This window comes from Pseudomonas sp. W2Oct36, from assembly GCF_041060465.1.
Lineage (GTDB): Bacteria > Pseudomonadota > Gammaproteobacteria > Pseudomonadales > Pseudomonadaceae > Aquipseudomonas > Aquipseudomonas graminis_B.
The window spans coordinates 406350-428828 of record NZ_JAUERW010000003.1 but is presented as its reverse complement, the minus strand read 5'-3'; the positions used below and the strand labels follow the sequence as shown (position 1 = coordinate 428828).

Genomic DNA, 22479 nt, shown 5'->3' with positions numbered 1-22479 from the left:
GCGACGATCTGAACGTGAACTGCTTGAGAGTATAGGACAGGAGATGACCGACATCGTTGAAAACCATTTGCATCAGCGGTGCTCTGATCACCTGGCGCTCCTATCAGGCATCATCGCGCCGCGCTGGGGCATAATGCCGCACGATTTTACCCGTCACAGGATTAACCCATGAAAGTCGCGATTATTGCGGGCTCGGTGTATGGCTCGGCTGAAGAGGTCGCTCGCCACGCCCAACAGATCATCAAGGATGCAGGGCACGAGGTGCTGTTCAATCCGCGCGCTGCCCTTGCCGATCTGCAGGCCTTTGCACCCCAGGCTCTGCTGGCAGTGAGCTCCACCACCGGAATGGGCGAGCTGCCGGACAACATTCAGCCGCTCTATCACCAGATCCGTGACGTACTGCCTGCAGGATGGCGCGGGCTGCCTGGCGGCGTCATCGCCCTGGGCGACGCGAGTTATGGCGACACGTTTTGTGCGGGCGGCGAGTTGATGCGCGAGCTGTTCGGCGAACTGGGGATCCGCGAGGTGCAGGAAATGCTGCGACTCGATGCCAGCGAAACCGTGACCCCGGAAAGCGATGCCGAGCCGTGGCTGGCGGAGTTCATCGGCCGGCTTGATAGCTGAATAGCTGAATGGCGCGCCCATGCCCGTCTCTGCCGAGGCATGACAGAGCCATCCCCCGGCGTTATCGACCACCATTCAGCGTGTCCCCTGTTGATTGTGACCCGGCGCCGAGTCGTTGACACTCGATGACCATCACGCCCGCGTCTGCTGCCCTTCATGGCTCCTGATGAGTCAGGGGCCGTGGGCGCAGCGCCGGCTTCATCATCGGGGAGAGCAGCATGAGCGAGTCCGTACGTTTCGAAGGCAAAGTGGTAATCGTCACCGGTGCGGGCGGCGGGTTGGGAAGAGCCCACGCATTGTTGTTCGCGAAACACGGCGCGCGGGTGATCGTCAACGACCTCGGCGGTTCGGCCCATGGCGAAGGGGCCAATGCCTCGGCGGCGGATCGGGTGGTCGCGGAAATCCGTGAAGCGGGCGGCGAAGCGGTTGCCAATCATGATTCGGTCACCGACGGCGACAAGATCGTGCAGAACGCTCTGGATGCCTTCGGCCGCGTCGACGTCGTGGTCAACAACGCCGGCATTCTGCGCGACAAAAGCTTCGCCAAAATGGAAGACGCCGACTGGGACCTGGTTTACCGCGTCCACGTCGAAGGCGCCTACAAAGTCACCCGCGCAGCGTGGCCCCATCTCCGGGATCAGGGCTACGGCCGTATCATCTTCACCTCGTCCACTTCCGGCATTTACGGCAACTTCGGTCAGGCCAACTACGGCATGGCCAAACTCGGTCTATATGGTTTGACGCGCACGCTCGCGGTTGAAGGGCGCAAGAACAACATCCTCGTCAACGCCATCGCCCCCACCGGCGGCACACGCATGACTGAAGGCCTGATCCCCGCCAGCGTGTTCGAGCTGCTCAAGCCTGAACTGGTCAGCCCACTCGTGGTGTACCTGGGCAGCGAGCAGTGTCAGGACAGCGCCGGCCTGTATGAAGTAGGCGGCGGCTGGATCGGCAAGGTCCGCTGGGAGCGCAGCCTGGGCGCCGGATTCGACCCGCACGCAGGCTTTTCGCCGGAAGACGTCGCGGCGCAATGGCAAACCATCAGTGACTTCAGCGATGCGGTGCATCCTGCTGACAACGTCGAAGCGCTCAAGGAAATGATGGCCAATCTGCAGAGATTTGCCTGATCAGGCTTTGATCAATAAGCGGCCAGTTCGGCGATCGAACTGGCCGTTTTTGTAGGAAGGTTATTTGCCGCGACGTAGGAACGGTCTCTGAATGAGGCAATGATTCCGTCTTCACTTTTTCAGCCTAAACCCCGCCCCCAGTCGCCCGACATGCCTGAGGATCAACCGATTTTCAGGAGGTTTTATGATTGGCAATTTGAGTAAGGTGCAAGAGCGGCTGAGGGTATACAGCGCTGTCCCGGACAAGCAATTTAACGTGCGCTCCGGCCTCAACCCTCAAGAGGAAGCGGTGAAGCAGAAAGTACGTCAGTACTGGGCGGACAAGAGCATTCCTGATGTTAAAAAGCTGGAGGGCTTGAACATCAATCTGGCTGGATTTGATCCGCGTAAGACCAGTAACCGGCAGTTGAGGGATATCGGCGCTCTACTGGCCGAGCAAGGAATTATTGATGGAGACCTTATTGGCACTCTGGGCGGCATCAATGTCGAGTTCGATGCGCTGGGAAAAGAAATCAATATCGACAAGGAGGTCAATGCGTACGAATTTTTTACCGACCACTTTGTTCGACTGCAGGGCGCTATCAAGCAAGGCAATGAGATGGCAAAAGGCGCCGTGGTGGATTTGAACACCGCGGTTTCTGTGCTGATGGCGCTGGAGGAGCATGCTAAGCGACCTCGCGAGCGTTCATTGGTGAATATTCGCGCCTGAGGATATGAGTTCGGGCGTGGGGCACCACTAGAGTGCCCCAAGCTTTCAGCTGTTACATGGGGACGACGTAACTCCCTGAGTAACTGGTCGGCACAGGACTTTGTACGTTATCGATTACCAGTCGAAATGTGCCAGCGCCGAACAAGCCTGATGGGTCGTACGTTTTACCAGTCACCGAAGACCAACTGCCACCTTGAAGCTGTTGGACGAACACAGGAACTTGTCCTGAAGCGCCGGTCACATTGAAGTGATGGGAAGTCGTCCCGCATGTGACCGTGTACGGACCATAGATCACCTGTTGCTCACCTGGGTTTACGGTGCCGGCCGGTATAGCGCCCGAAACTTTCGTGCAGAAATTCATCGTGCTTGCAATAGGTTGCGCAGCAGTTGCACCAGCAAGCGACACCAGGCTTGCCACCAGAATCAGTGAGGTCATTTTTTTCTTGAACATATTAGAGCTCCATTAGCCATTTTTTGTTGGGTATCGTCGCGTGGTGTCTCCACCTCGCCGATGACTAATGTTTAAACAGAACGTTGCGTAGGAATGTCGCTAGACATGCTGTGGGATTTTTCTGAGCTTTGTTTTTGAGCGGAAGGATGGACCCTCAAGCATAAAAGGCTTCCGGAAATCGTTACTGACCCCAAAGCAAAAAAAAGCCGCTGCAATCGCAGCGGCCAAATAAGACGTTGAATCCAGGAGCTTCAAAACACAACGTCGGTGACGACGATTGAGCACCCCCTTCCTTTGCCACGGTTGGCAGAGGGTGAGGGGCTGCTCGGATGGCGCGAAGGTTAAGGGGTTTGCTGTAAGCGAAAAAGCGCAGTTTGTGACAAGCAGTGTTACCGCCACAGCAACAGTAGGACGGCACCACAAAGAGGCGATGTTCAACTTTATTTCCTGCACAACGGGTCGGCGCCTGTCGCTCATCTCAATCAATAGTTATTCCATCGTTCTGCGACTCAGCGGGTTAGATGACAGCTCATTTGGACTGTTCACGTTTTTCACACTTTGGCTGGATGCCTGGGTGGCGTGGATGGTTATCCTGGAGCTGTAAAGATGACTCATCGTTCTGTTGAAAACAGTGCCCGCCAGAATGCGGGCTCCCTGCTCGATCATGCAAAAAGCGAAGGCGAGCTGTCGGCGTCGATCGTCGAGCAACTGCGCCAAGCCCCCACCTTGCAGGAGGCAGCGAGGCAGATGCTGGTCGACGCCCTTGCTCGAAGCACCCGGTTTCCAAACCCTGACGCGCTGTTCATTCACAGGAAAAACACGGCCGGGTTTGATCCGCAGCCGCTTGCGCTGACTCAGGCGCTGCTGCACGCCTTTATCGGGGACCGCGCGTACCTCGACGATAAACAGGCCGTGGTGTCCACCCGTCGAGACTCTGCTCATCCTGCTCACGCCTTGCCGGGCTGGGACATCGAAGCCATCAGGACGCTGTTTCCGAGCCTGCTGAGCAAGCTGCCGGGTTTCTTCAAGTTCAGTCTCGACGAGTACTGGACCTTCGAGGAGCAGACCTTCACGCCCATTCCCGGCGAGGACGCTGTGACGGGTACGCGCGATGTTGTGCTGGAGAAGCTGCAGTCCTGGGTTTTCCACCATGCCATCCAGTTGGCCGTCGGCGAACGTGAGCTGGACGGGGCGGACCGGACTCGGCTGCGACAGGTGGTTGACGATGTCGATTGCAAAGGTCGTTATGCCTTGTCGTTGCGCACATCGGAAGGCGCTGCGCTCCCGCTGATCGGCGCTTTTGTGGCAACCGCTGAAAATACCGACAGCTCGTCCCTGGCTGCCGATGGAAACAGCTCACCCGTGTTCCTCATGACCCCTGCGGGCGGGGTGGAAAAGTTCGCTACGCTTGGGGCGATGGAGGCTTCTCTGTATCACCGCCTTGGCGAAGAGGACTCACGCGAACTCTTGGCGGGTTACCTCTCGCTCGAACACCAGTTGCTGATCGCCGAGGCCGCCCCGGGCTCGGTGCAGCTGAGTTACTCGCCGCTAAACGATACGCCCGCTGCGCGCTTTATCGCGAGCTTGCAAGAGAAACAGATCAATGACTTCGATCACCTCAGTGCCCAGGCATCGCTGAGCAGTGGCGACTCGCAGGCACTGCTGCGGATGTTCGACGACGTCAGCCGCCTGGATGATCTGGAGCAGGCCCTGAATGTTCGCTATCTGGCGCTGCTGGCATTCGTGCAGGAGCGCAGCCTGCCGGATTGGCTCATGTCCGCCCCTGCTGTTGACCGTCAGCGCTATGACGCGCTCGCGCAAGAGCAGGCGCGTTGTGAAGAGCGTGTGCAGGCGCAACTGGTTGGCACCGAAACGGCTGAAATCCATGCGCGTCGAGAAATCGCCGCCTACCTCATGAAGCACCTGGGCTATACGTTCGATCCTTCCAGCCTGAGGATCAATCTACCGGATGAAATGTCCTTCGCTGATGCGCCGCTGAGAAGCGTTTACACGAATACATTGCTTGGATTTGCCCTCGAAGGCATGCCCGAGGTCGAGCTTCGCCTGGGGCCGAGTATTGAGATTGACCCCGCGTACTCCCATCTACGCCTGAATTTCGATTTTGTCTGCCGCTTGGTGCGAGACCTCGATTTGAAGCGCCGCTACGGGCTCGAGTTGGAGCGTCGCTACCGCGAGCAGGACACCCTGAAAGCCCTGAGTGCCTTGCGCGCGAGCGATATCGCATTGAGTGCCTGTGCGGCAACGCTGCAAGGGCAGCTGTCGGAACGTGGCCAGGCGCTGATTGAGCGCGTGCAGGCCAATCTAGGCAGAGACAGCACGTTGAAAATCGGAGCCCTGTATCTCAAGGGCGGCAACCGGAGGCTCGAGGATGTGGTTGTTCTGCGTGAGATCCGCGGCAAGGATGAATTCTATGTGCTTTATGCGCCCGGCCACCCGAGCGGCCGCGATCTGTTCGATTTCTCCACCTGGCGTGAATTGTCGTTTGAAATCCGCAGTTGGCTGGCGACCCCACAGGGCGCGCAGTACTTGCTGGATCAAACGGTCGTCAACCCGGATCATCACGTCGTCCCTTATATCGCGAGAGTTCAGTTGGTGCCCTCGGAGTGGACTGCCGACAGCGTGCAGTTCATCTCCATCAATGGCTCCTTCCTCACGGATGCGCTGTCGGGCCTGAGTTATTACAAGATCGAGCAGATTCTGGCGCGGGATCCGAGTGTGTCCAGTGCGCGGATGCAGCACGTTACCGATCAGCAGCGGACCGCGCAGGTGTTGCTGGACCACCGGATTGAGGCACTGAATGCCGCTTACGACAAATTCGGCATCACGCCTTGGCGTGAAGCGGCCCGACGTGAATGCGAACGCTTGATCACTGCGCACTTGAGGGCCTCCGGCATACCGGGAAGTATCGACCCGGATACCGTGTTCTGCGATCTGGAGAACGCAACGGCTGAGGGTCAGCCCGATTTTGGCCGCTATACCACGCTCAAGTGCCTGACAGATCTGTTCATGGTGGGTTACTCGGAGGAAGAGTACGCCTTTCACCCCGCCGCCACGTTGTACTCATCCATCGGCCAGGACCTGTCCGCTCTTTCCGGCGCAATCGTTGACAGCATGATCCGCGGCTCAAATTACGCGGATGAGTACCTGACGCAGCTGCGCCGACATACCTGGAGCATTTCCAATTCCCCGCCCGAGACGATCGTCGCCTTGTTCTCCCGCAAGACTCATTACCAGATGCGCCGTGACGCGCTGGACGAATATGTCGCCGGGCGCCTTGCGCTCGATCAGTACAACTGGCTCGTACGGATGATTGCAGGGCTGGATGGCAGCATTGTCGGGAATACGGTGGAGACTCCGGGAACGTTTCATCGGTTGGTGATGGAGCACAAGACACTTGTCGATATCTACCTCTTCAAACCGGACGCCACCCACGCCCGCTTTGGGACGCTGGCCTATACGCCTGACGCGCCTGATGGTCATCTGTTTCGTCAGGAGGACGACATTGTTCGCTCGGTGTCGCGCCCTGGCATGAACCGGTATTACTACGACCGCGCGAACTTCAGGGCTCAGGGCACCATCGGCCCATTGCTGCAAAAACTTGAACAGTCGCCCATGGTGGGGAACACATTCTACAAGGTTGCTCGCTCAGTGCCGTCGGTCAGGAACTTCGAAGATCTGCACGACTTCATCGTGACCCACTTGATGGTGGACATTGATGCTCAGACCGAGAGTGTCAACGAGCGGCGCTTGCTCAAGACGTACAACTTTGTTCGCAAATACGGCGGCTATGTTGCAAATCTGAACCCGAAAACCAAAGCGGTGTGGACAGCCCTGCACGCGACGGTCGATCTGTTTCGGGGCATTTACGCCTACCAGGACGGCAACCATGAACGCGCGAAACGCTACTTCATCGATGCTGCGAAGGGCGCCTACAAAACCGCCAAGCAAGTCCGCAAGATCCGTAAGGCGGAGAAATTGAAGCGCCTGGGCAAGACGTCAAAGCCGTCGTCGGTTGGGCTGCCGCAGTTCCAATGATCAATGCAGCGCACCCATTCCGGGGAGCTGAACCAGACATTGAGTGAGTCGCACCCGTTGAACCGAGTCATCACTCAACATCAACGCATGCTCCAGGTCGAAACGTTCGGCCTGGGGGCAGTCCAGATGCTGGTACAGGCTGGCACGGGCGAGGTAATCGCTGGTGCTGGCCTGGCCCAGTACTATCACTCGATTGGCGCTCTTGACTGAGGCAAGCCCATCAGCAATCGCAGCAGCGCAAACCAAACGTTGATTCAGGCGCTAACAATACAGCGTTGAGTGACTGCTTCAGCCATTAAGAAAAATCAGTCATTCATCAGACTTCAAACCCTCAACTTTGAATGCGCCCATCGATGTTTTCGGGTGTCGCAGACGGCTGGATTTCCGCTGTGCACTCTGACATCTCAACAGTAGGAGAAGACTCCAGTCAGTCGAGTACGGTGTTCATTTCCTGCGAACTGCGTCCGTCCAGCCTCATGAGCCAAGCAATATGTACCGCTTACCAAGCTGAGCAAACGTCGGAAAATAGCCCGCTCGAACCGCTCACGTTGTACCCATTGGCCGGATGCCGGTGGGCGTGACGGTTCTTTATCGGAGCTGTATCCATGAATGATCTATCTGCTGCAATTCCCTTCAATAACCAAGGTGCGCTTCAGCAGCACGCCACCACCCGGCACTTTCTCGCCTTTACCACGGCGTGCTCGCAATGCACCTCGGTACTGGACAAGCTCCCCTCGCTTCGTGATGTCGCTTTTGACCGCCTTTCAAGCTTTCTGCGCGGGAATGTATCAGTGTGGAACCCGGACATTATTTTTCTGAACACCGCGTCCGCGTCCGGAGCGGTGCAAAGTTCGCGTTCACTTACTGATGCCCTGATTCAGGCAATGACGCAAGGGGCCAGCGCCTTCGATCAAGATTCCCAGCGCCTGTATTACCGCCACGACAGCACCGAGGTGCAGCACCTGGTGGCAGAAAAAGATTTCTCCACGATCAAAAGTATTTTTGGCCAAGTGCTGGCGATGTTTCCCGGGGCTTATCACGCGGCGCTTGGCTGGGCATGGGACAGCCGTGAGCATTCCCCGGCGGGCGGCAAAAGTGCGGCGCGCCACGAAATCGTCAGTGCGCATCATCATTCGGCACTCAAGCACGACATTGAGTTTCAGGTTATTGAGCAGCGACTCAACGACGAGGAAAAAAAACGCCTGCTGCATGCATTGAGTCACCAACCCACTGGCGGGCTTTTCAAGATATCCCTGCGTCTGCCGCGCGAAATGACAGCACCGCTGCTCTCGGTCTTCGCGGTCGCGCAGGATGAACAGGCGGTCGATGTCCGCCACGCCTCCGGACCCTGTTATCTGGTCATGGCCGCAGGCGGAGTTGAGCGGTATGAGTCTTTTTCTGAGCTCAACAGCCAGCTGGCTCGGCGACTGTCCTGGCCATCGGGTAAGGAGCCGTTGCTGAAAAACCTTTATTTATCGGATCTTGCGGGATTGCCCGAAAATCACGTTTTCGGCAACGACGATCTTGAATACGAGCCTTGTATCGAGCCACTGCTGCACTGCCATGTTCAGGGACTTCGTAACAAGCAGGCCATGGACTTCGAGTTTCTGGTGCAACAGGCCAGAGCGAACAGCGAGGGCAATCACACCTTTTTGAAAAAAGTCAGTGAAGTGCAGGTGTGTGCTCATATTGATGAAGGGATGGGGCACCGATTCAGGAGCCTTTCCATTCGTGCCGAGGATCTCACTCAGCCTCAATGGCTTAAATACGCGGCCCCCGAGAAGCGCGAGCACTATGCGAACCTCAATAACCAATTCAGCGAACGCAAGCGTGCAGTTGATGCGCTGTTTGAGGGGCTGGAATCGTTGGAAGTATTTGCCCGTCATGAGATTGATCGCTATGTGCGCAGGCATCTGGGCTATTCGATCGACGCGCAGCAAATAATGATCAGCGTGCCGGATGAGTTCGACCTTCAGGGCGGCACTTTTTCGGCGAACCACCGCAAGTCGCTGCTTGATTTCGCGATGCATGGCCTGCCGGCAGTTTCAGGTCCCGGCAAGGTGATGGTCCCTGATGCGTATTCGAATCCTGCGTTTACATTCGAGTTTGTGAAAACAATGCTTGATGAGCTGGATGTGCAGCGCCGTTACCTGCAGCAGCTCAGGGCGCAGTTTACCCATGAAGAGACCTTGCGAGCCCTGACCCACAGGCGAGACGCCGCGTTGGCGCTGAGTGCTTGGGCTGCTGTGCTGCAAGGCCATCTGATGGACGACCGAAGCCAGGACCTCATCCATCTGGTGCGCGCCGACATTATTCAAGACGGTGCAGTGATGACGCTGGGCAGCCTGAAACTGGCTGTCAACGGCATGCGCTTCAAAGATCTGCTGGTGTTCCGTAAGCAGGATGCGGCAGGCGACGATCATTACGTTCTTTACGCACCCGGTGCGCCAGGCGGCCAGGATATGTTCGGGTTCAGCTCGTGGCGCCAGTTGTCCTTCGAAGTCGGCAGCTGGCTGGCGACCGATGCGGGCGGCAATTATGTGCAAGACCAGACGGCTTTAACCGCCGAGGCTGACCATTCCGATTTTCTGGAAAAAGTTCGTCTCAAGGGCACGTTGTGGGATGAGTCCAGTGTCGTTTTCCATGAGCTGGAAGGGGACAACTTCGAAGATCGTCTCTCAGATGCAATTCGTCATAAGGTCGACCGGACGCTGACTCGGGATGATGCTGATTTGTTGGGGTTCACCATGGAAACTGCTTATGCGAACCGTGGCGCCCTTGCATTGCTTGATCATCGGGTCAGCGAACTGAACAAGGCGTTTGTGCACACAACGCAGGCGATGGTGTCTTTCGAGCAATTCGCCAGGAGCGAAGGCAGCAAGCTGCTCAATGACTACATTGCCAGCCAAGGCATCAACGAGCGCGTCGATACCGATACGATCTTCGTGGATCTGGAGAACGCTGCGTACGTCGCGAATCCGGACTTCAGTGCGTACACGCGGCTGAGGTCCTTGACCAGCCTGTTCATGGAAGGGTTTTCCGACCAGTACGCTTTTACTCCTGCGGCGCCGATGTACTCCTCGGTAGGGCAGGACCTCAGGGCGCTGCCCTTGTACTTCGTCCAACGAGTGGACAAATCGTTGCGGGAAGCGGCGTTGGGTGAGCGTTACATCCAGTGGATCAGGAGAGAGTTCCTGGACACCTCTCACGAGCAGTATCGCTATCGCAGGGCGTTATTTGGCAGGCGTCTGCAGTTCGATATGCGCTCAGCGGCGATGCGAGAATTTTTGAAAGGCAATTTATCCACTGCGCAATATCAATGGTTGGTGCCATTGATTGTTTCGCTGGATAAGCAGGTGCTCGACAAAGACGAGGGGCTGCAACGCCGTATCAGCCGCAGCAGCGCTTCAATGTTCCGCTTTGCCGGTTACATCGTTCAAGGTGTTTATATGCTCCGGGATTTCAGCTCCTCGGATGGCGACTTCAATCTGTTATATACCCCTGATGCTCCCGATGGCGTCAGCTTCCGAAAGGTGACCGACTACGTGCAACTTATGCGCTCGCCTGACATGCGCCACTATTACTACCTTCGTGTTCCCTACAAAGGGCAGCCGAGTGTGGGGTCTCGTTTCGATGCCATGGACCGCAATCTCCCGGTGCAGTGGGTCCGCGTTGAAAACAGGGAGCACCAGAATACCGATCGAATCACTGACATCCATGATCTTTACAACGAACAAATCAGTCGCATCATTGCCGATGTCGATGCTCAGACCAAAAGCCGGACGGAGCGCTGGGTCGAGAAGGTTTATTCGGTTGTAAGGTTACTCGGCTCCGTGCTGCTGATGCCGTTTCCCGGTGGAGCGCTTGCATGGACAGTGCTTCACACCGCCATCGATATACAACGAGGCTTGCTCGCCTATCACGACGGAGACCGCGCGACCGCGTCCTGGTTTTTTGGATCTGCTGTCTTTGGATCAATACTGGGAGGCACCGGCGTCAAGACAGTCCTGACTCATGATCAGGCACTGGTCATCAAAGTCGGTCAGTGGGCGGTAAAAAAACTGGCAGCCCAGACCGTTTAATGGATGGCGCGCCCACTCGGCAGAGACTGCAGACGCTGCGTCAGGCGCAACTTCTGCAACGGGTCATCACTCAACATCAACGCATGCTCCAGGTCGAAACGTTCGGCCTGGGGGCAGTCCAGATGCTGGTACAGGCTGGCACGGGCGAGGTAATCGCTGGTGCTGGCCTGGCCCAGTTCCATCACGCGGGTTGCGTCTTTAAGTGCCGCGAGCAAATCATCGTTTAACTGATGCAGATAGCGCAGGTTTCGCGAGAGGCGTTGAAGCATGGCTGCAGGCGTCGCGGTTTTCATGTGCTCGGCCTTGAGCGGCATGTCCGCGCCGAACTGACGCAGGAGCAACTCACGGCAGTCCTTGGGGTAGAGCCTGCGTCCGCCGCAAGGGTCCAGGGTATGGTCGGCGCCGGGCACCCGCAGCAGAAAATGCCCCGGGAAGTTCACGCCTTCGAGGGGAATCTCCAGTCGCCTCGCTATCTCCAGCGCAACCAGCGCCAGCCCCAGCGGCTGGCCGCGATGACGTTCAAGCACTTTGTGAATCAAGGCAGCCTGGGGTTTGGGCTGAGCGGCATCGTCTTGCTGGAACCCCAGCGTCGCCAGTTGCCGAAGCAAGGGCTGGGCAAGCTCGGCGACCGGCAATAAAGGTAATGCCGCACTGACACTGCGCTCCAGTGCGGCGAGCTGATCGCGAATAACCTGAACATCAACCTCCCCGTCGTGCTCCGCAGCGATCCATACCGCAGCGTCGAATGTGGAGGGCGGGTTTCGTTCTAGACAGGCAATGCATTGCTGGCGCGGATTCATCGACTTCTCCGGCAGGATAAGACGGCTGAGAAGAATTAAAGGATGACTCTGTTTTAGCCTTGGCCGCTGCCTTCGTCCAGCGTTGATTCATCGCGCGTGGCCAACGGCAGTCTGTCGTCCGGATCCGCTCGGCCCGACCTTCTTTTTTTCATTCAGCGCCTATACTCGCCAGTACGAAAAAGGGGAGCAGTGCCCATGTTCGCTCTCATGCAAAGCTCACGCGTGCAATCACTGCACATGATGGTTGAGCCGCGCACCGGCCTGAAAGCGGTGATCGCGATCCACAGCAGCCAGAAAGGTCCGGCGATGGGGGGCTGTCGCTACCTCTCCTACCCAAACGAAGAGAGCGCCATCGAGGACGCCATCCAGCTGGCAAGGAACATGAGCTACAAAGCCGTGCTCGCCGGATTGTCATTGGGCGGTGGAACGGCCGTGATCATGCGCCCGGCCCACGTGCCTGATCGCGCTGCCCTGTTCGAGGCGTTCGGACGGTTCGTGCAGACCCTCGACGGACGTTATGTCACGGCCATGGACAGTGGCACTTCCAGAGAGGACATGGACTGCATAGCCCAATCCACTCAGCATGTCACCGGCACCACGGCGGCCGGCGACTCTTCTGCGCACACCGCATTGGGTTTGTACGCGGGGATTCGGACCACGGCCATGGCCAGGCTGGGCAGCGATAACCTTGAAGGTTTGCGCGTGGCCATTCAGGGATTGGGGCATGTGGGTTATGCGCTCGCGGAACAGCTCCATGGGGCGGGCGCCGAGTTGTTGGTCGCAGATCTGGACAGTGGCAAGGTGCAACTCGCCATGGAGCAATTGGGCGCCAAGCCGATTGCCAGCGAAGCGTTGCTCAGCACGCCTTGCGACATCCTTGCGCCGTGCGGGCTGGGCGGCGTACTCAACAGCCACAGTGTCACCAAGTTGCGCTGCGCCGCCGTCGCGGGTGGCGCCAATAACCAGCTGAGCTGTGCCGCGATCGCCGACCAACTGGAGGCGCGCGGCATTCTGTATGCCCCGGATTACGTGATCAATTCCGGTGGCCTGATCTATGTCGCGCTGCATCATCAGGGGCAAAGCCCGGGTAACATCACCGCGCATCTGTCTCAGATCGGCACGCGGCTGACCGAGGTGTTCGCCCATGCGCAAGCTGAAAAGCGCTCACCCGCGCGGGTGGCGGATGAGCTGGCAGAACGGCTGCTGGACATGGAGTGAATCGCCTTCGTGGCAAATCTGCCTTCAACTGGCTGAAGCCAAAGTCGCTGGGCTGATTACTCAGTCTGCTCCGCCGCGGGTGCCAGCTCGTTGAGGGCAAGGGCGTTGCTCTTGAAAGCGGCAGCGAAGACGGCGCGGTTCTTCGCCATGAAAATACTGGCGTCTTCGGCGTGTTTTTCGGAGAGCCCGGCGACGTTCTTCATCAGCACATCGGTGAGCAGCTCTGCCAGTTCCAGCATCTGATCATGGGCATCGGCGAGTTTGCGGTCCACGAACGTAGTCTCCAAATCACGGGTACTGCGGTAAAGGGTTTCAACAGCCATTGTTGGCCTCGTCGTCATTTCCAGAGTTGTAAGGGATCAGCCCGGGCGCTCAACGCTTCGGCCGACGGATGATGCAAAGACAGCGTGCTCCGTCTTTTTACTGTGTATTTATACAGTGCGCAGCATAGGTGAATCGCCTCGGCTTGGGTAGGGGGTGGGCGCTCACTTTTTTACCAGGCGCAGCCTTGCGACATCTGGTCACGTTCTCAACCTTAGCCGATGGCCCTATTAATGCTTGCCTACAACCAGGCTGCGCACGGGCAAATCGTCATGCGCGCGGCGCATCATCCCGTCCGGATCACCCAAGGAAGTACATCGTGAACATCAACGCGGCCAACGCCCTGCGTCGACAGATCCACCGCTGCGCTCAATCGCAGCGCTCGTTATGAACACTTTTGTTTTGGTCAGGGGAGGTGAGGGATGGCTGGTGTGAGATGGGCAGATCGGATGCGGGCGAAGCTTCACGGCGGCGCCAACAGCCTGGGTAATCTGGCCGTTGAAGCGTTTCACTATCTGGCGCTGTTCGGTATTGGGGCAGTCACCGCATACGCCGCGATAAAAGCGTTCATCGGCATGCTCGGGCAGGACTACATCGCGGTGGACGATATTCTGCTGTTGTTCATCTACCTCGAACTGGGCGCGATGGTCGGGATCTATTTCAAGACGAACCACATGCCGCTGCGGTTCTTGCTCTACATTGGGGTGACCGCCTTGATCCGCTTGCTGATCAGTGACGTGTCCCATCACAAAGCGCCGGATCTGGGGATTATTTATGTCTGCGGCGGCGTGCTGTTGCTGGCGTTCTCGATTCTGGTGGTGAGGTATTCCTCGTCGAGGTATCCGTCGGTGCAGGAGAAAGTGGAGTAAGCCATCTACTGAGTCAGAGCCAGGCCATCGGTGATCCAATCAAAAAATGCCCCGTCTCAGCGGGGCATTTTCATGTGCGAAGAACGGTCAGTTCACCCACACCCCAACATGGTAATGCCAGCCATCGCCTCGACTTTCCCAGTACGGATGTTGATAACGATAGCCAGGCCGTACCGCTTCCCAGTGGCCGTGTTCGGCGACGTAGCGGTTGCCGTTCCAGCGCCAGTAGCCGCGGGACCAGACATAGCCCGGGCGCGGAGCCGGTTCTTCTTCGACCACGCGCACGGGCGGCGCTTGCGGGGCGACGACTTCGACGTATTCGGCGCGGGGCGCGGGTCGGTCGACCACTCGGCGTTCGTGCACCACTCTTTCTTCCACGCAGCCGGTCGCGAGCGCCAGCGCGCCAATCAGCGCTATGTATCGTAGAGACATATCGTCACCTCAGACTTGTCCAGACTCTGCTGCTCGCCGTTGTTATGTAACGGGGCAGCCGGCTTGCTACAGGTTTGTTGCTACAGGTTCGTTGTAGCAGGTGCTTTCTGTCTGAGGGCTGAATCGGCGGGCATTACAGGCACGTTGGCGATCGTCGGCGGGGGACGGAGCGGGTCGAGAATGATGCCGCGAAAAGACTGCGCTGGAGAGGCAATCACTATCGCCTCATGCCCTGCGCATCAAAAAATCAGAGGCCGGCAGTCAACTGCGGACGGCCAAGGAAGCGGGTTCGGGTAGGCGGAGGCGAGAGTTGTTTGAGGTCGCCATCCGTCATGGCTGCCAGGATCTTGATGGCGCTATGGCCTTGTTCGATGGCGATGCCGAACTGGATGCTTTCGATCAGACGGCGCAGCCGCTTGGGCGAGTTGCGTTGCTCGGCACTGATCAGCCGTTTGGCGACCACACCTGACTCATTCGACAGCGTCAGCATGATGGTCCCGTCGAGGCCCTGGATACTCAGGTTGACTCGGTAGTCGGGATGGAAGGCGTCGGTGATCAGTTGAAAAGGGTTATCCATGGCCTGTTACCTGTTAACGATCTGCATGAATTGACTGGGGGTGAATCCCTTTAGTTCTCGAAGCCGATCAACGGTTAACGATTCCTGCCCTGGCCGCGCTCGCTGAAATCGCGGTGATTTCCATCAGTGGTCCGTTGAAACGTCGTCGTATTGAGCGAGTCACTGCGTCCGAGGCCAGCAGGCCTGCGGCGTGCAGGTGAGGTGTAAGCTCGACGATACAAAGCTTGCAGGGTTTGGGCCACAACGGACGAAAGGTGTAAATGGTCCCGATCGCTGGACCCAAGGGCCCGGAAACGAGAAGCAGTTCATGGTTTCAGCGTCCGTCTTGTACTGGCCAAGGGCTTGGCCCATTCCCGCTCGGCACCATTTGCGCGCCTCATGCGTTCTTTGTGTGCGAAAGGTCGGCCGCTTGAATCAGCCACCCGTTTAGCGCGGCTCACCATTCAAGCGCTGGTTGCCTGACGACGGCGCAAAAAAAGGGCGGGCCCGTTTCCAGGCCAGCCCCTCTTTCAGTCGTTCAGTGTTTCAGAGCTGCTGCATCAGCCGTGCAACGCTTCGTCCTTCTCGAGAAATTCTTCTTCGAGCAACGCGTCAGCACTGACCGGCTCGTCATCCAGATCGCTTTCAATCACCGGAGCCGCGCCGCGTTTGTTGCCGCGCAGTTTTCCGAAAAGATGTTCCAGGGCGTGGTCCAGTTTGACCGCTGCGCCATCCACTGCCTGATCGATCGAATCGGCCTTGTGGGTCACAGAAATGGGTTGGTGTCCTTTTGGCCGGGCTTCCATCTGGCAGCGGATGTCATGCGGGCCTGGCTTGTCGCCGTTTTCGTCGTTGATGTGGACCTCAACGCGGGTCAGATCCTCTTCGTATCGTTCGAGCGTAGTTTCAACCGTGGTTCGTACCCACTCCTCCAGACGGACGCTGTTTTCGATGTGGTTATCGCTGTTGACCTGGATTTGCATAGTTCTTCCCTTACTTTGGCTTGCTCGGGAGAGTCTGGACGAGGTGTTTTTCGTCTGCCCTCATTCACAGTGTTGGCGCCGATCCACGAACAATTCAACCCCTTGGAACCGAGAATATATTTCGCGAAAGGGGGAACTCGACCGGCAAGTCCAGTTTTGCTGGGCCGCGCCTTTTTGGGGGCAACCTTCGGCCGCTGCAGATTTGTTGCGAGATTCGTCGGACATCTTTTGCGCATGAGAATATTTATCATTAATATCGCGCCTCGCATCCTCCCCCAGCCCGTGCCTGAATCATGATCGATCCGCCTCCGTCCTTGAACTCAGTGTGCCAGGACCTCGACCACGAGACTCCGAAGGCTGCACGCGCGCGGTTTCTGGAGGTGTTTCTGTCCCAGCGTCCGCAAATGGAGGCGCTGGTCAGCCGAAGGGTGGGTTGTCGGGCGACGGCGGCGGATCTGGTGCAGGACTTGTTTCTCAGGTTCTGGCGACGTCCGCTGGTGCAGGTCGAGGAGCTCAACACCTACCTGCTGCGCTGTGCTGGCAATATCGCCATTGACCATCTGCGCAATGAAAGCACCCGCGCCCGGCTCAGCGATGAGCGGCTGCCGGAATCGCACTGGACCGAGACTGACGAACCCCAGGCGGCGCTGGAAGCGAGCAACGATCTGCGCCACATCGAAGCGGCGTTGCGCGGATTGCCGGAGAAAACCCGGCAGATTTTCCTGCTCAACCGAATCCACGGGCGCAAGTACGCCGAAATCGCCAAGGCCATGGGCCTTTCGCAGAGTGCCGTGGAGAAACACATGATGCGCGCCCTGCAGGTCTGCAAGGCGAGCATCAATCAGGACGTTACTCGGGTTGCGCCGCTTGCCGGGAAATCCGGGGGCATACGCCGATGAATGCCGTTCCTGATCCGACTGCCGATCCCCATTCCATGGCCCTGAATTGGCTCAGTGTGTTGCACAACCAGCCGACGATTGCCGATCAGGCGCGCTTCAGCCGCTGGTTGCACGCTGATCCGGCTCATGCCGAAGCGTACGCCCAGGCTCAGGTCGTGTGGGAACTGAGCGAAGAGCCTGCCGCCACACTGGCCAGCGAAGACGCCGCCGCACTCAATGCCTTGCTGCGGAAAATGAACGCACCCAAGCCGCGCAGGCTGCCGCGCAGGGGAGCGGCGCTGGCGATGGCGGCGTGTCTGGTGCTGATGATCAGCGCGGGGCTGGGCTGGAATCCCCAGCGCTGGGCAGAGGACTTGAATGCCGATTATGTGTCGGCGCCGGGGCAGGTCCGGACGTTGATCCTGTCAGACGGGTCGCAGGTAACGATGGACGCCGACAGCGCAATCGCCGTGCATTTTGGCGACGGAGAGCGGCACGTCGAGTTGCGCCGTGGCGCCGCATTCTTTCACGTTACCCACACCGGCGAGCCGTTTGTGGTCGATGGCGGACGTGGCGAAACCCGGGTGCTGGGCACGCAATTCGAAGTACGGCTGCAGCCGCCTGGTGCGCAAGTCACTGTGCTGTCGGGACGTGTCGGGGTCAAAGCGGCCGCCGATGCCCCGCAGCAGATCCTGACGGCAGGTCAGCGGGTCCGTTATGACCGTGAGCGAACCGGCGCTCCGCAGTCTGTCGACAGCGAAAGCCAGTTGGCCTGGCGTCAGGGCTGGCTCAATTACGCCCGCGCCCCCCTCGCTGATGTGATCAGCGACCTGAACCGTTATTACCCGGGCCGGATCATTTTGCTCAACGACCAACTGGCCGCGAAGACCGTCAGCGGCAGCTTCCCGAGCCGCGATCCGCAGGCCGTGCTGGCGGCGTTGAAATCCGTGGTTGGTTTTGAGCAATACCAAGCGCTCGGGCGGGTCATTGTGATCCGTTGATCGCAGGCGAGCTGTTGAGGTGTATCGCATTCAAACGGGGTGATCGATGTGAGAAGTGGGTTTGGCTTTTCGGTGGTAGCGGTCTGGAGCGCCTGCGCTCAGGCAGCCGCGCCGGCCTACGACTTTTCGATTCCGGCCAAACCGCTGTCCCAGTCGCTCAGGGATTTCAGTCGAGTCACAGGGCAGGGGGTTATTTACACCCAGGACGTGCCTTACGCGGTGGATGCCCCGGCATTGATGGGCTCGTTCAGTGCGGAACAGGCGTTACGTATTCTGCTGGGCACGTCTGGCCTCACATTCCGCCGTGCCACAGACGACACCTTCACGCTGCAATCCCGCCCCGTCGAGGGTGCGGTCACCCTTGGCGCGACGCAGATCGACTCCACTCTCAGTGCCGTTTACAGCTATCAGCCGCCTGCAGTGACATCGGTGATGCGCAGCGCGACACCGCGCCTTGAAACCCCGCAGGCGGTCAGCGTTGTTCCGGCGCAGGTGTTGAGGGATCAGGCGCCGCGCAATCTCGACGATGTGCTGGCCAACGTGAGTGGCGTAACCCAGGGCAACACCCTCGGCAGCACACAGGACACGCTGATGAAGCGGGGTTTTGGCGAGAATCGCGACGGTTCGATCATGCGCGACGGGATGCCGGTGGTCCAGGGCCGCAACCTCAATGTCACCGCCGAGCGCGTCGAAGTTCTCAAGGGGCCGGCGTCGCTGTTGTATGGCATTCAGGACCCCGGCGGGGTGATCAACGTGGTCAGCAAGCGTCCGCAGTTACAGTCGGCCAACTCGCTGACGGCACGGGGTTCAAGCTACGGCGCAGGCAAAAACGGCAGCGGCGGAACGTTCGATAGCACCGGCGCGATTGATGGCGCTGAAGGGGCGTCCACCGGGCTGGCATACCGCTTGATCGTCGACCACGAAGACGAAGATTACTGGCGCAATTACGGCGTACACCGTGAATCGCTGATCGCCCCATCGCTCGCCTGGTATGGCGATGACACCGAAGTGCTGGCGTCCTACGAACACCGGGAATTTCTCTCGCCGTTTGATCGCGGCACGGCAATCGATCCTCGCACAAACCGTCCGTTGAACATCCCCGCGACCCGGCGTCTGGACGAGCCCTTCAACACAATGGAAGGGCGCTCGGACCTGTATCGATTCGAGGTCGATCACACCTTCGACGACACCTGGAGAGGCCACCTCGGTTACAGCTACAACCGCGAGACCTACGACGCCAGTCAGGTGCGCGTGACCGCCGTCGATCCGGCCACCGGCACGCTGACCCGCTCCATCGACGGGACCGGCAACGCCCTGAGCACGGATCGCTTCACCACGCTCACGTTGAGCGGCGACACCTCGCTGGCGGGCTTGCGGCACGAGGTGCTAATGGGCGTCGACGACGAATACCGCAAAGTCGCGCGCGGTGAGCTGATCCGCCAGAAAAGCCAGAGCACGTTCAGCTACGTGAATCCGGTGTATGGCCAGGAAGCGGAGGGCACTCAGGTCAGTGCGGCGGACAGCCATCAGCTCGATATCCTGCGCAGCGACTCGGTGTTTGCTCAGGACTCCGTGCACCTCACCGATCGCTGGATTTTCGTCGCGGGCGCGCGTTATCAAGTCTTCGATCAGCAGGCTGGCAAAGGCTCGCCGTTCACGCGCAATACCGATTTGAACGGGCAAAAGTGGATTCCCCGAGCGGGCCTCGTTTACCGCTACAGCGATGAGCTTTCGTTGTATGGCAGTTACACCGAGGCGTTCAAGCCCAACTCCAGCATCGCTACGCTGGCGGGGGGCACCGTGCTGGATTCGGCGACGCTGCCCGAAGAATCGAAAGCGTGGGAGCTGGGCGCCAAGTGGGATTCCTCAGATGGCATCAGTGCGACGTTGGCGCTGTTCGACATCAGAAAGCGCAACGTGCTGGTGGCGAATTTCGACTCGCTGACGGCGAACACGGTGTACACCACGGCGGGTCAGGTGCGCTCGCGGGGTGTGGAGCTGGACGTGAGCGGGCAGCTGTCAGATCGCTGGAGTCTGATTGGCGGCTATGCCTTCACCGAGGCCTGGGTGGTTGATGATCCGACCCTGAAGGGCAACCGCTTGCAGAACGTACCCCGGCACAGCGGCTCGGTTTCGGCGGTGTATGACTTTGGCGCGGTGCTGGGCGCGGATCGGCTGCGGACGGGAGCGGGCGCCCATTACGTCGGCGAACGCCCGGGCAATCCGGACAATGATTTTGATCTGCCGGGCTACACCGTCGCCGATGCCTTCGCGACCTACGAAACCCGTCTGGACGGGCAGAAATTGAAGTTCCAGCTGAACGTGAAAAACCTCTTTGATCGCACCTACTACAGCTCGGCGGTGAGCCGTTATTTCGTGTCCCTGGGGGATTCGCGGCAGGTGGTGATGGCGACGACACTGGAGTTTTAACGCGACTCAAACGCAGCCCGGTATTCGCCCGCCGTCGCGCCGACTGACTGTTTGAACCGGTTGCTGAAGTGGCTGGCACTCGCGAAGCCGCATTCCAGGGCGATCTCGCCAAACGGCTTGCGGGTCGAGCGCAGCAGTTCGCGGGCTCGGTTGAGGCGTCGGGCGAGCAGGTATTGATGGGGCGGCAGGCCGAAGCTTTCGCGGAACATCCGCGCGAAGTGGTATTCCGACAACGCGCACATGCCCGCCAATTGCCCGAGGCTTAAGGGCTCGGCCATGTTCAGCTCAATGAACTCCACCAAATGCCGGCGCAGGTGCGGCGCCAGTCCGCCTTTCAAACGCAACCCTTCACGCAGCCCGACCTGGCGCAGAACCATGTGGTCGAGCAGCTCATGGGCCAGGCTGCTGGTGAGCATGCGCTCGCCGGGCTCTCGCCAGTCCATGCGGATCACGCGATGAAAACGCTCGGCCTGCAGCGGATCATCCAGAAACGTGTGCTCCTGCAACGCCAACTGGCGTGGCTCGCGATCCAGCAGCGTGACGCAGTTGAGGGCGAACTGTTCGGGGCTGATATACAAATGCGCCAGACGGATTTCACCGTTCACCACCCAGGAGGACTGATGGCCGGCGGGCAGCGTGCAGATCTTGTCCGGAGCGCCTTTCTTGCCCGGCTGATCGCGGCGGAATGTTCCCGTGCCGCCGTCGATGTAGCACGACAGCGTGTGGTGCGTCGGCGCGTGGTAGTTCTGCGCGTCATGACGGTTGTTCCACAGCGCCGCCATCACCCCGTCGCCCAGAGGCGCGCACTTCTCCAGCTGCGCGTGGGGCGAGCTGTTCAGGGATTGAAAGACCTGGATGGTTTCAAGTGACGACATGGGGACTCCTCTGCGCCTCGCATCCTACTCCGAGCGCTGCCCCCTGCCAGCGGGGTGACGATCAAATGCGCAAGTTTCTGCAAGTGAGGGCAGACCCGCGCCGCCAGACTGAGGCCTCACTGGGGAGCTCGACATGAACATCACGCTGTATCTGCTGACCGTTTTAATCTGGGGCACGACCTGGATCGCCTTGAAACTGCAACTGGGCGAGGTCGCCATCCCGGTGTCGATCGTCTACCGCTTTGGCCTCGCGGCGCTCATCCTCTTCGCCTTGTTGCTAGGGACCGGGAAACTGCAGAAGGTCAATCGCCGCGGGCAGCTCATCTGCCTGGCGCAGGGGCTGTGCCTGTTCTGCGTAAATTTCATGTGCTTCTACACCGCCAGCCAGTGGATTCCGACCGGTCTGGTGGCGGTGGTGTTTTCCACTGCGACATTGTGGAACGCGCTCAACGCCCGAATCTTCTTCAAGCAGCAAATTGCGCGCAACGTCGTGTTGGGCGGCACGCTGGGGCTGATGGGGCTGGCGTGCCTGTTCTGGCCGGAATTGGCCGGGCACAGCGCCAGCCGCGAGACCTTGATCGGTCTAGCGCTGACCCTGCTCGGCACGCTGTGTTTCTCTGCGGGAAACATGCTCTCCAGCCTGCAACAGAAGGCCGGCCTGCGTCCGCTGACCACCAATGCCTACGGCATGCTGTATGGCGCGACGATGCTGTGCGTGTATTGCCTGCTGAGCGGCACGCCGTTCGGGTTTGAGTGGAACGCGCGGTACATCGGCTCGCTGTTGTATCTGGTGGTGCCGGGATCGGTGATTGGCTTTACCGCCTATCTCACCCTGGTCGGCCGCATGGGCCCGGAGCGCGCGGCGTATTGCACGGTGCTGTTCCCGGTGGTGGCGTTGAATGTATCGGCGTTCGCCGAAGGCTATCAATGGACCGCCCCCGCGCTGATGGGGCTGGTGTTGGTGATGGCGGGGAACGTGCTGGTGTTCAGGAAGCCCAGGGTGATTGTGCCTGTGGGGGCGAAGCTGGCTTAAGGCGGGCTGAAACCTTTGATTGTTCCCACTGGGA

18 protein-coding genes and 1 pseudogene are annotated in these 22479 nt (G+C 59.0%); 11 read left to right on the top strand and 8 right to left on the bottom strand.

Going from position 1 to position 22479, the window contains the following annotated elements; genetic code table 11:
- Positions 1–168: 168 nt before the first annotated feature.
- The 3 genes from QWI18_RS07300 (at position 169) to QWI18_RS07290 (ending at position 2460) form a co-directional block, all read left to right on the top strand.
- Positions 169–624 carry a flavodoxin gene (locus tag QWI18_RS07300; protein WP_192132606.1) on the top strand — a complete coding sequence of 152 codons (456 nt, stop codon included), beginning with the start codon at positions 169–171 and terminating at the stop codon, positions 622–624.
- Positions 625–842: 218 nt separating this feature from the next.
- Positions 843–1751, top strand: a complete 909-nt coding sequence (locus tag QWI18_RS07295) for an SDR family oxidoreductase (protein WP_369318517.1) — start codon at positions 843–845, stop codon at positions 1749–1751.
- Between the two features lie 184 nt (positions 1752–1935).
- Positions 1936–2460: a hypothetical protein gene (locus QWI18_RS07290; protein ID WP_369318516.1), complete on the top strand. Its 525-nt coding sequence runs from the start codon at positions 1936–1938 to the stop codon at positions 2458–2460.
- Positions 2461–2512: 52 nt separating this feature from the next.
- Here QWI18_RS07290 and QWI18_RS07285 read toward each other — a convergent pair whose 3' ends face one another.
- Positions 2513–2911, bottom strand: coding sequence for a hypothetical protein (locus QWI18_RS07285; RefSeq protein ID WP_192132610.1), 399 nt, complete (start codon positions 2909–2911; stop codon positions 2513–2515).
- Between the two features lie 606 nt (positions 2912–3517).
- Here QWI18_RS07285 and QWI18_RS07280 point away from each other — a divergent pair.
- The gene (locus QWI18_RS07280; protein WP_369318515.1) at positions 3518–6967 is read left to right on the top strand and encodes a DUF6543 domain-containing protein; all 3450 of its coding nucleotides are present in this window, start codon (positions 3518–3520) and stop codon (positions 6965–6967) included.
- Here QWI18_RS07280 and QWI18_RS07275 read toward each other — a convergent pair.
- Positions 6968–7183 (bottom strand): annotated as a pseudogene (locus QWI18_RS07275) (tetratricopeptide repeat protein); the annotation flags it as partial. It abuts the gene before it with no gap.
- Between the two features lie 389 nt (positions 7184–7572).
- Between QWI18_RS07275 and QWI18_RS07270 the strand changes: the two are divergent.
- Entirely contained in the window at positions 7573–11049 is a 3477-nt protein-coding gene (locus QWI18_RS07270; RefSeq protein ID WP_369318514.1) for a DUF6543 domain-containing protein, read from the top strand.
- Here QWI18_RS07270 and QWI18_RS07265 read toward each other — a convergent pair.
- A complete protein-coding gene (locus QWI18_RS07265) occupies positions 11046–11849 on the bottom strand; it encodes a SirB1 family protein (RefSeq protein WP_369318513.1) in 804 nt (267 codons plus the stop codon). The two genes, QWI18_RS07270 and QWI18_RS07265, sit on opposite strands and share 4 nt — an antisense overlap.
- A gap of 195 nt (positions 11850–12044) precedes the next feature.
- Here QWI18_RS07265 and QWI18_RS07260 point away from each other — a divergent pair, with 195 nt between their 5' ends.
- Positions 12045–13067, top strand: a complete 1023-nt coding sequence (locus QWI18_RS07260; protein WP_192132620.1) for a Glu/Leu/Phe/Val dehydrogenase — start codon at positions 12045–12047, stop codon at positions 13065–13067.
- Positions 13068–13123: 56 nt separating this feature from the next.
- On the opposite strand, the gene QWI18_RS07255 is transcribed toward QWI18_RS07260, so the two are convergent.
- On the bottom strand, positions 13124–13390 hold the full coding sequence (locus QWI18_RS07255) for a YebG family protein (RefSeq protein WP_369318512.1): 267 nt from the start codon (positions 13388–13390) through the stop codon (positions 13124–13126).
- Positions 13391–13810: 420 nt separating this feature from the next.
- Here QWI18_RS07255 and QWI18_RS07250 point away from each other — a divergent pair, with 420 nt between their 5' ends.
- A complete protein-coding gene (locus QWI18_RS07250) occupies positions 13811–14257 on the top strand; it encodes a phosphate-starvation-inducible protein PsiE (RefSeq protein ID WP_065991885.1) in 447 nt (148 codons plus the stop codon).
- A gap of 87 nt (positions 14258–14344) precedes the next feature.
- Here QWI18_RS07250 and QWI18_RS07245 read toward each other — a convergent pair whose 3' ends face one another.
- From QWI18_RS07245 to QWI18_RS07235, 3 genes are all read right to left on the bottom strand, one after another.
- Entirely contained in the window at positions 14345–14689 is a 345-nt protein-coding gene (locus tag QWI18_RS07245) for a YXWGXW repeat-containing protein (protein WP_065991889.1), read from the bottom strand.
- A 247-nt stretch (positions 14690–14936) separates the two neighbouring features.
- Positions 14937–15266, bottom strand: a complete 330-nt coding sequence (locus QWI18_RS07240) for a DUF3509 domain-containing protein (RefSeq protein WP_065991891.1) — start codon at positions 15264–15266, stop codon at positions 14937–14939.
- 539 nt (positions 15267–15805) lie between these two features.
- Entirely contained in the window at positions 15806–16228 is a 423-nt protein-coding gene (locus QWI18_RS07235; protein WP_065991892.1) for an HPF/RaiA family ribosome-associated protein, read from the bottom strand.
- A 293-nt stretch (positions 16229–16521) separates the two neighbouring features.
- On the opposite strand from QWI18_RS07235, the gene QWI18_RS07230 reads away from it, so the two are divergent.
- The 3 genes from QWI18_RS07230 (at position 16522) to QWI18_RS07220 (ending at position 20537) form a co-directional block, all read left to right on the top strand.
- Entirely contained in the window at positions 16522–17127 is a 606-nt protein-coding gene (locus QWI18_RS07230) for an RNA polymerase sigma factor (RefSeq protein WP_192132623.1), read from the top strand.
- Positions 17124–18107: a FecR domain-containing protein gene (locus QWI18_RS07225; protein WP_369318511.1), complete on the top strand. Its 984-nt coding sequence runs from the start codon at positions 17124–17126 to the stop codon at positions 18105–18107. The genes QWI18_RS07230 and QWI18_RS07225 overlap by 4 nt, the downstream gene beginning before the upstream one ends.
- A 72-nt stretch (positions 18108–18179) precedes the next feature.
- Positions 18180–20537, top strand: coding sequence for a TonB-dependent siderophore receptor (locus tag QWI18_RS07220; RefSeq protein WP_369318563.1), 2358 nt, complete (start codon positions 18180–18182; stop codon positions 20535–20537).
- On the opposite strand, the gene QWI18_RS07215 is transcribed toward QWI18_RS07220, so the two are convergent.
- Positions 20534–21412, bottom strand: a complete 879-nt coding sequence (locus QWI18_RS07215; RefSeq protein WP_369318510.1) for a helix-turn-helix domain-containing protein — start codon at positions 21410–21412, stop codon at positions 20534–20536. The two genes, QWI18_RS07220 and QWI18_RS07215, sit on opposite strands and share 4 nt — an antisense overlap.
- A 133-nt stretch (positions 21413–21545) precedes the next feature.
- Between QWI18_RS07215 and QWI18_RS07210 the strand changes: the two genes are divergently transcribed.
- Positions 21546–22445, top strand: coding sequence for a DMT family transporter (locus tag QWI18_RS07210; protein WP_065991895.1), 900 nt, complete (start codon positions 21546–21548; stop codon positions 22443–22445).
- Positions 22446–22479: the final 34 nt, after the last annotated feature.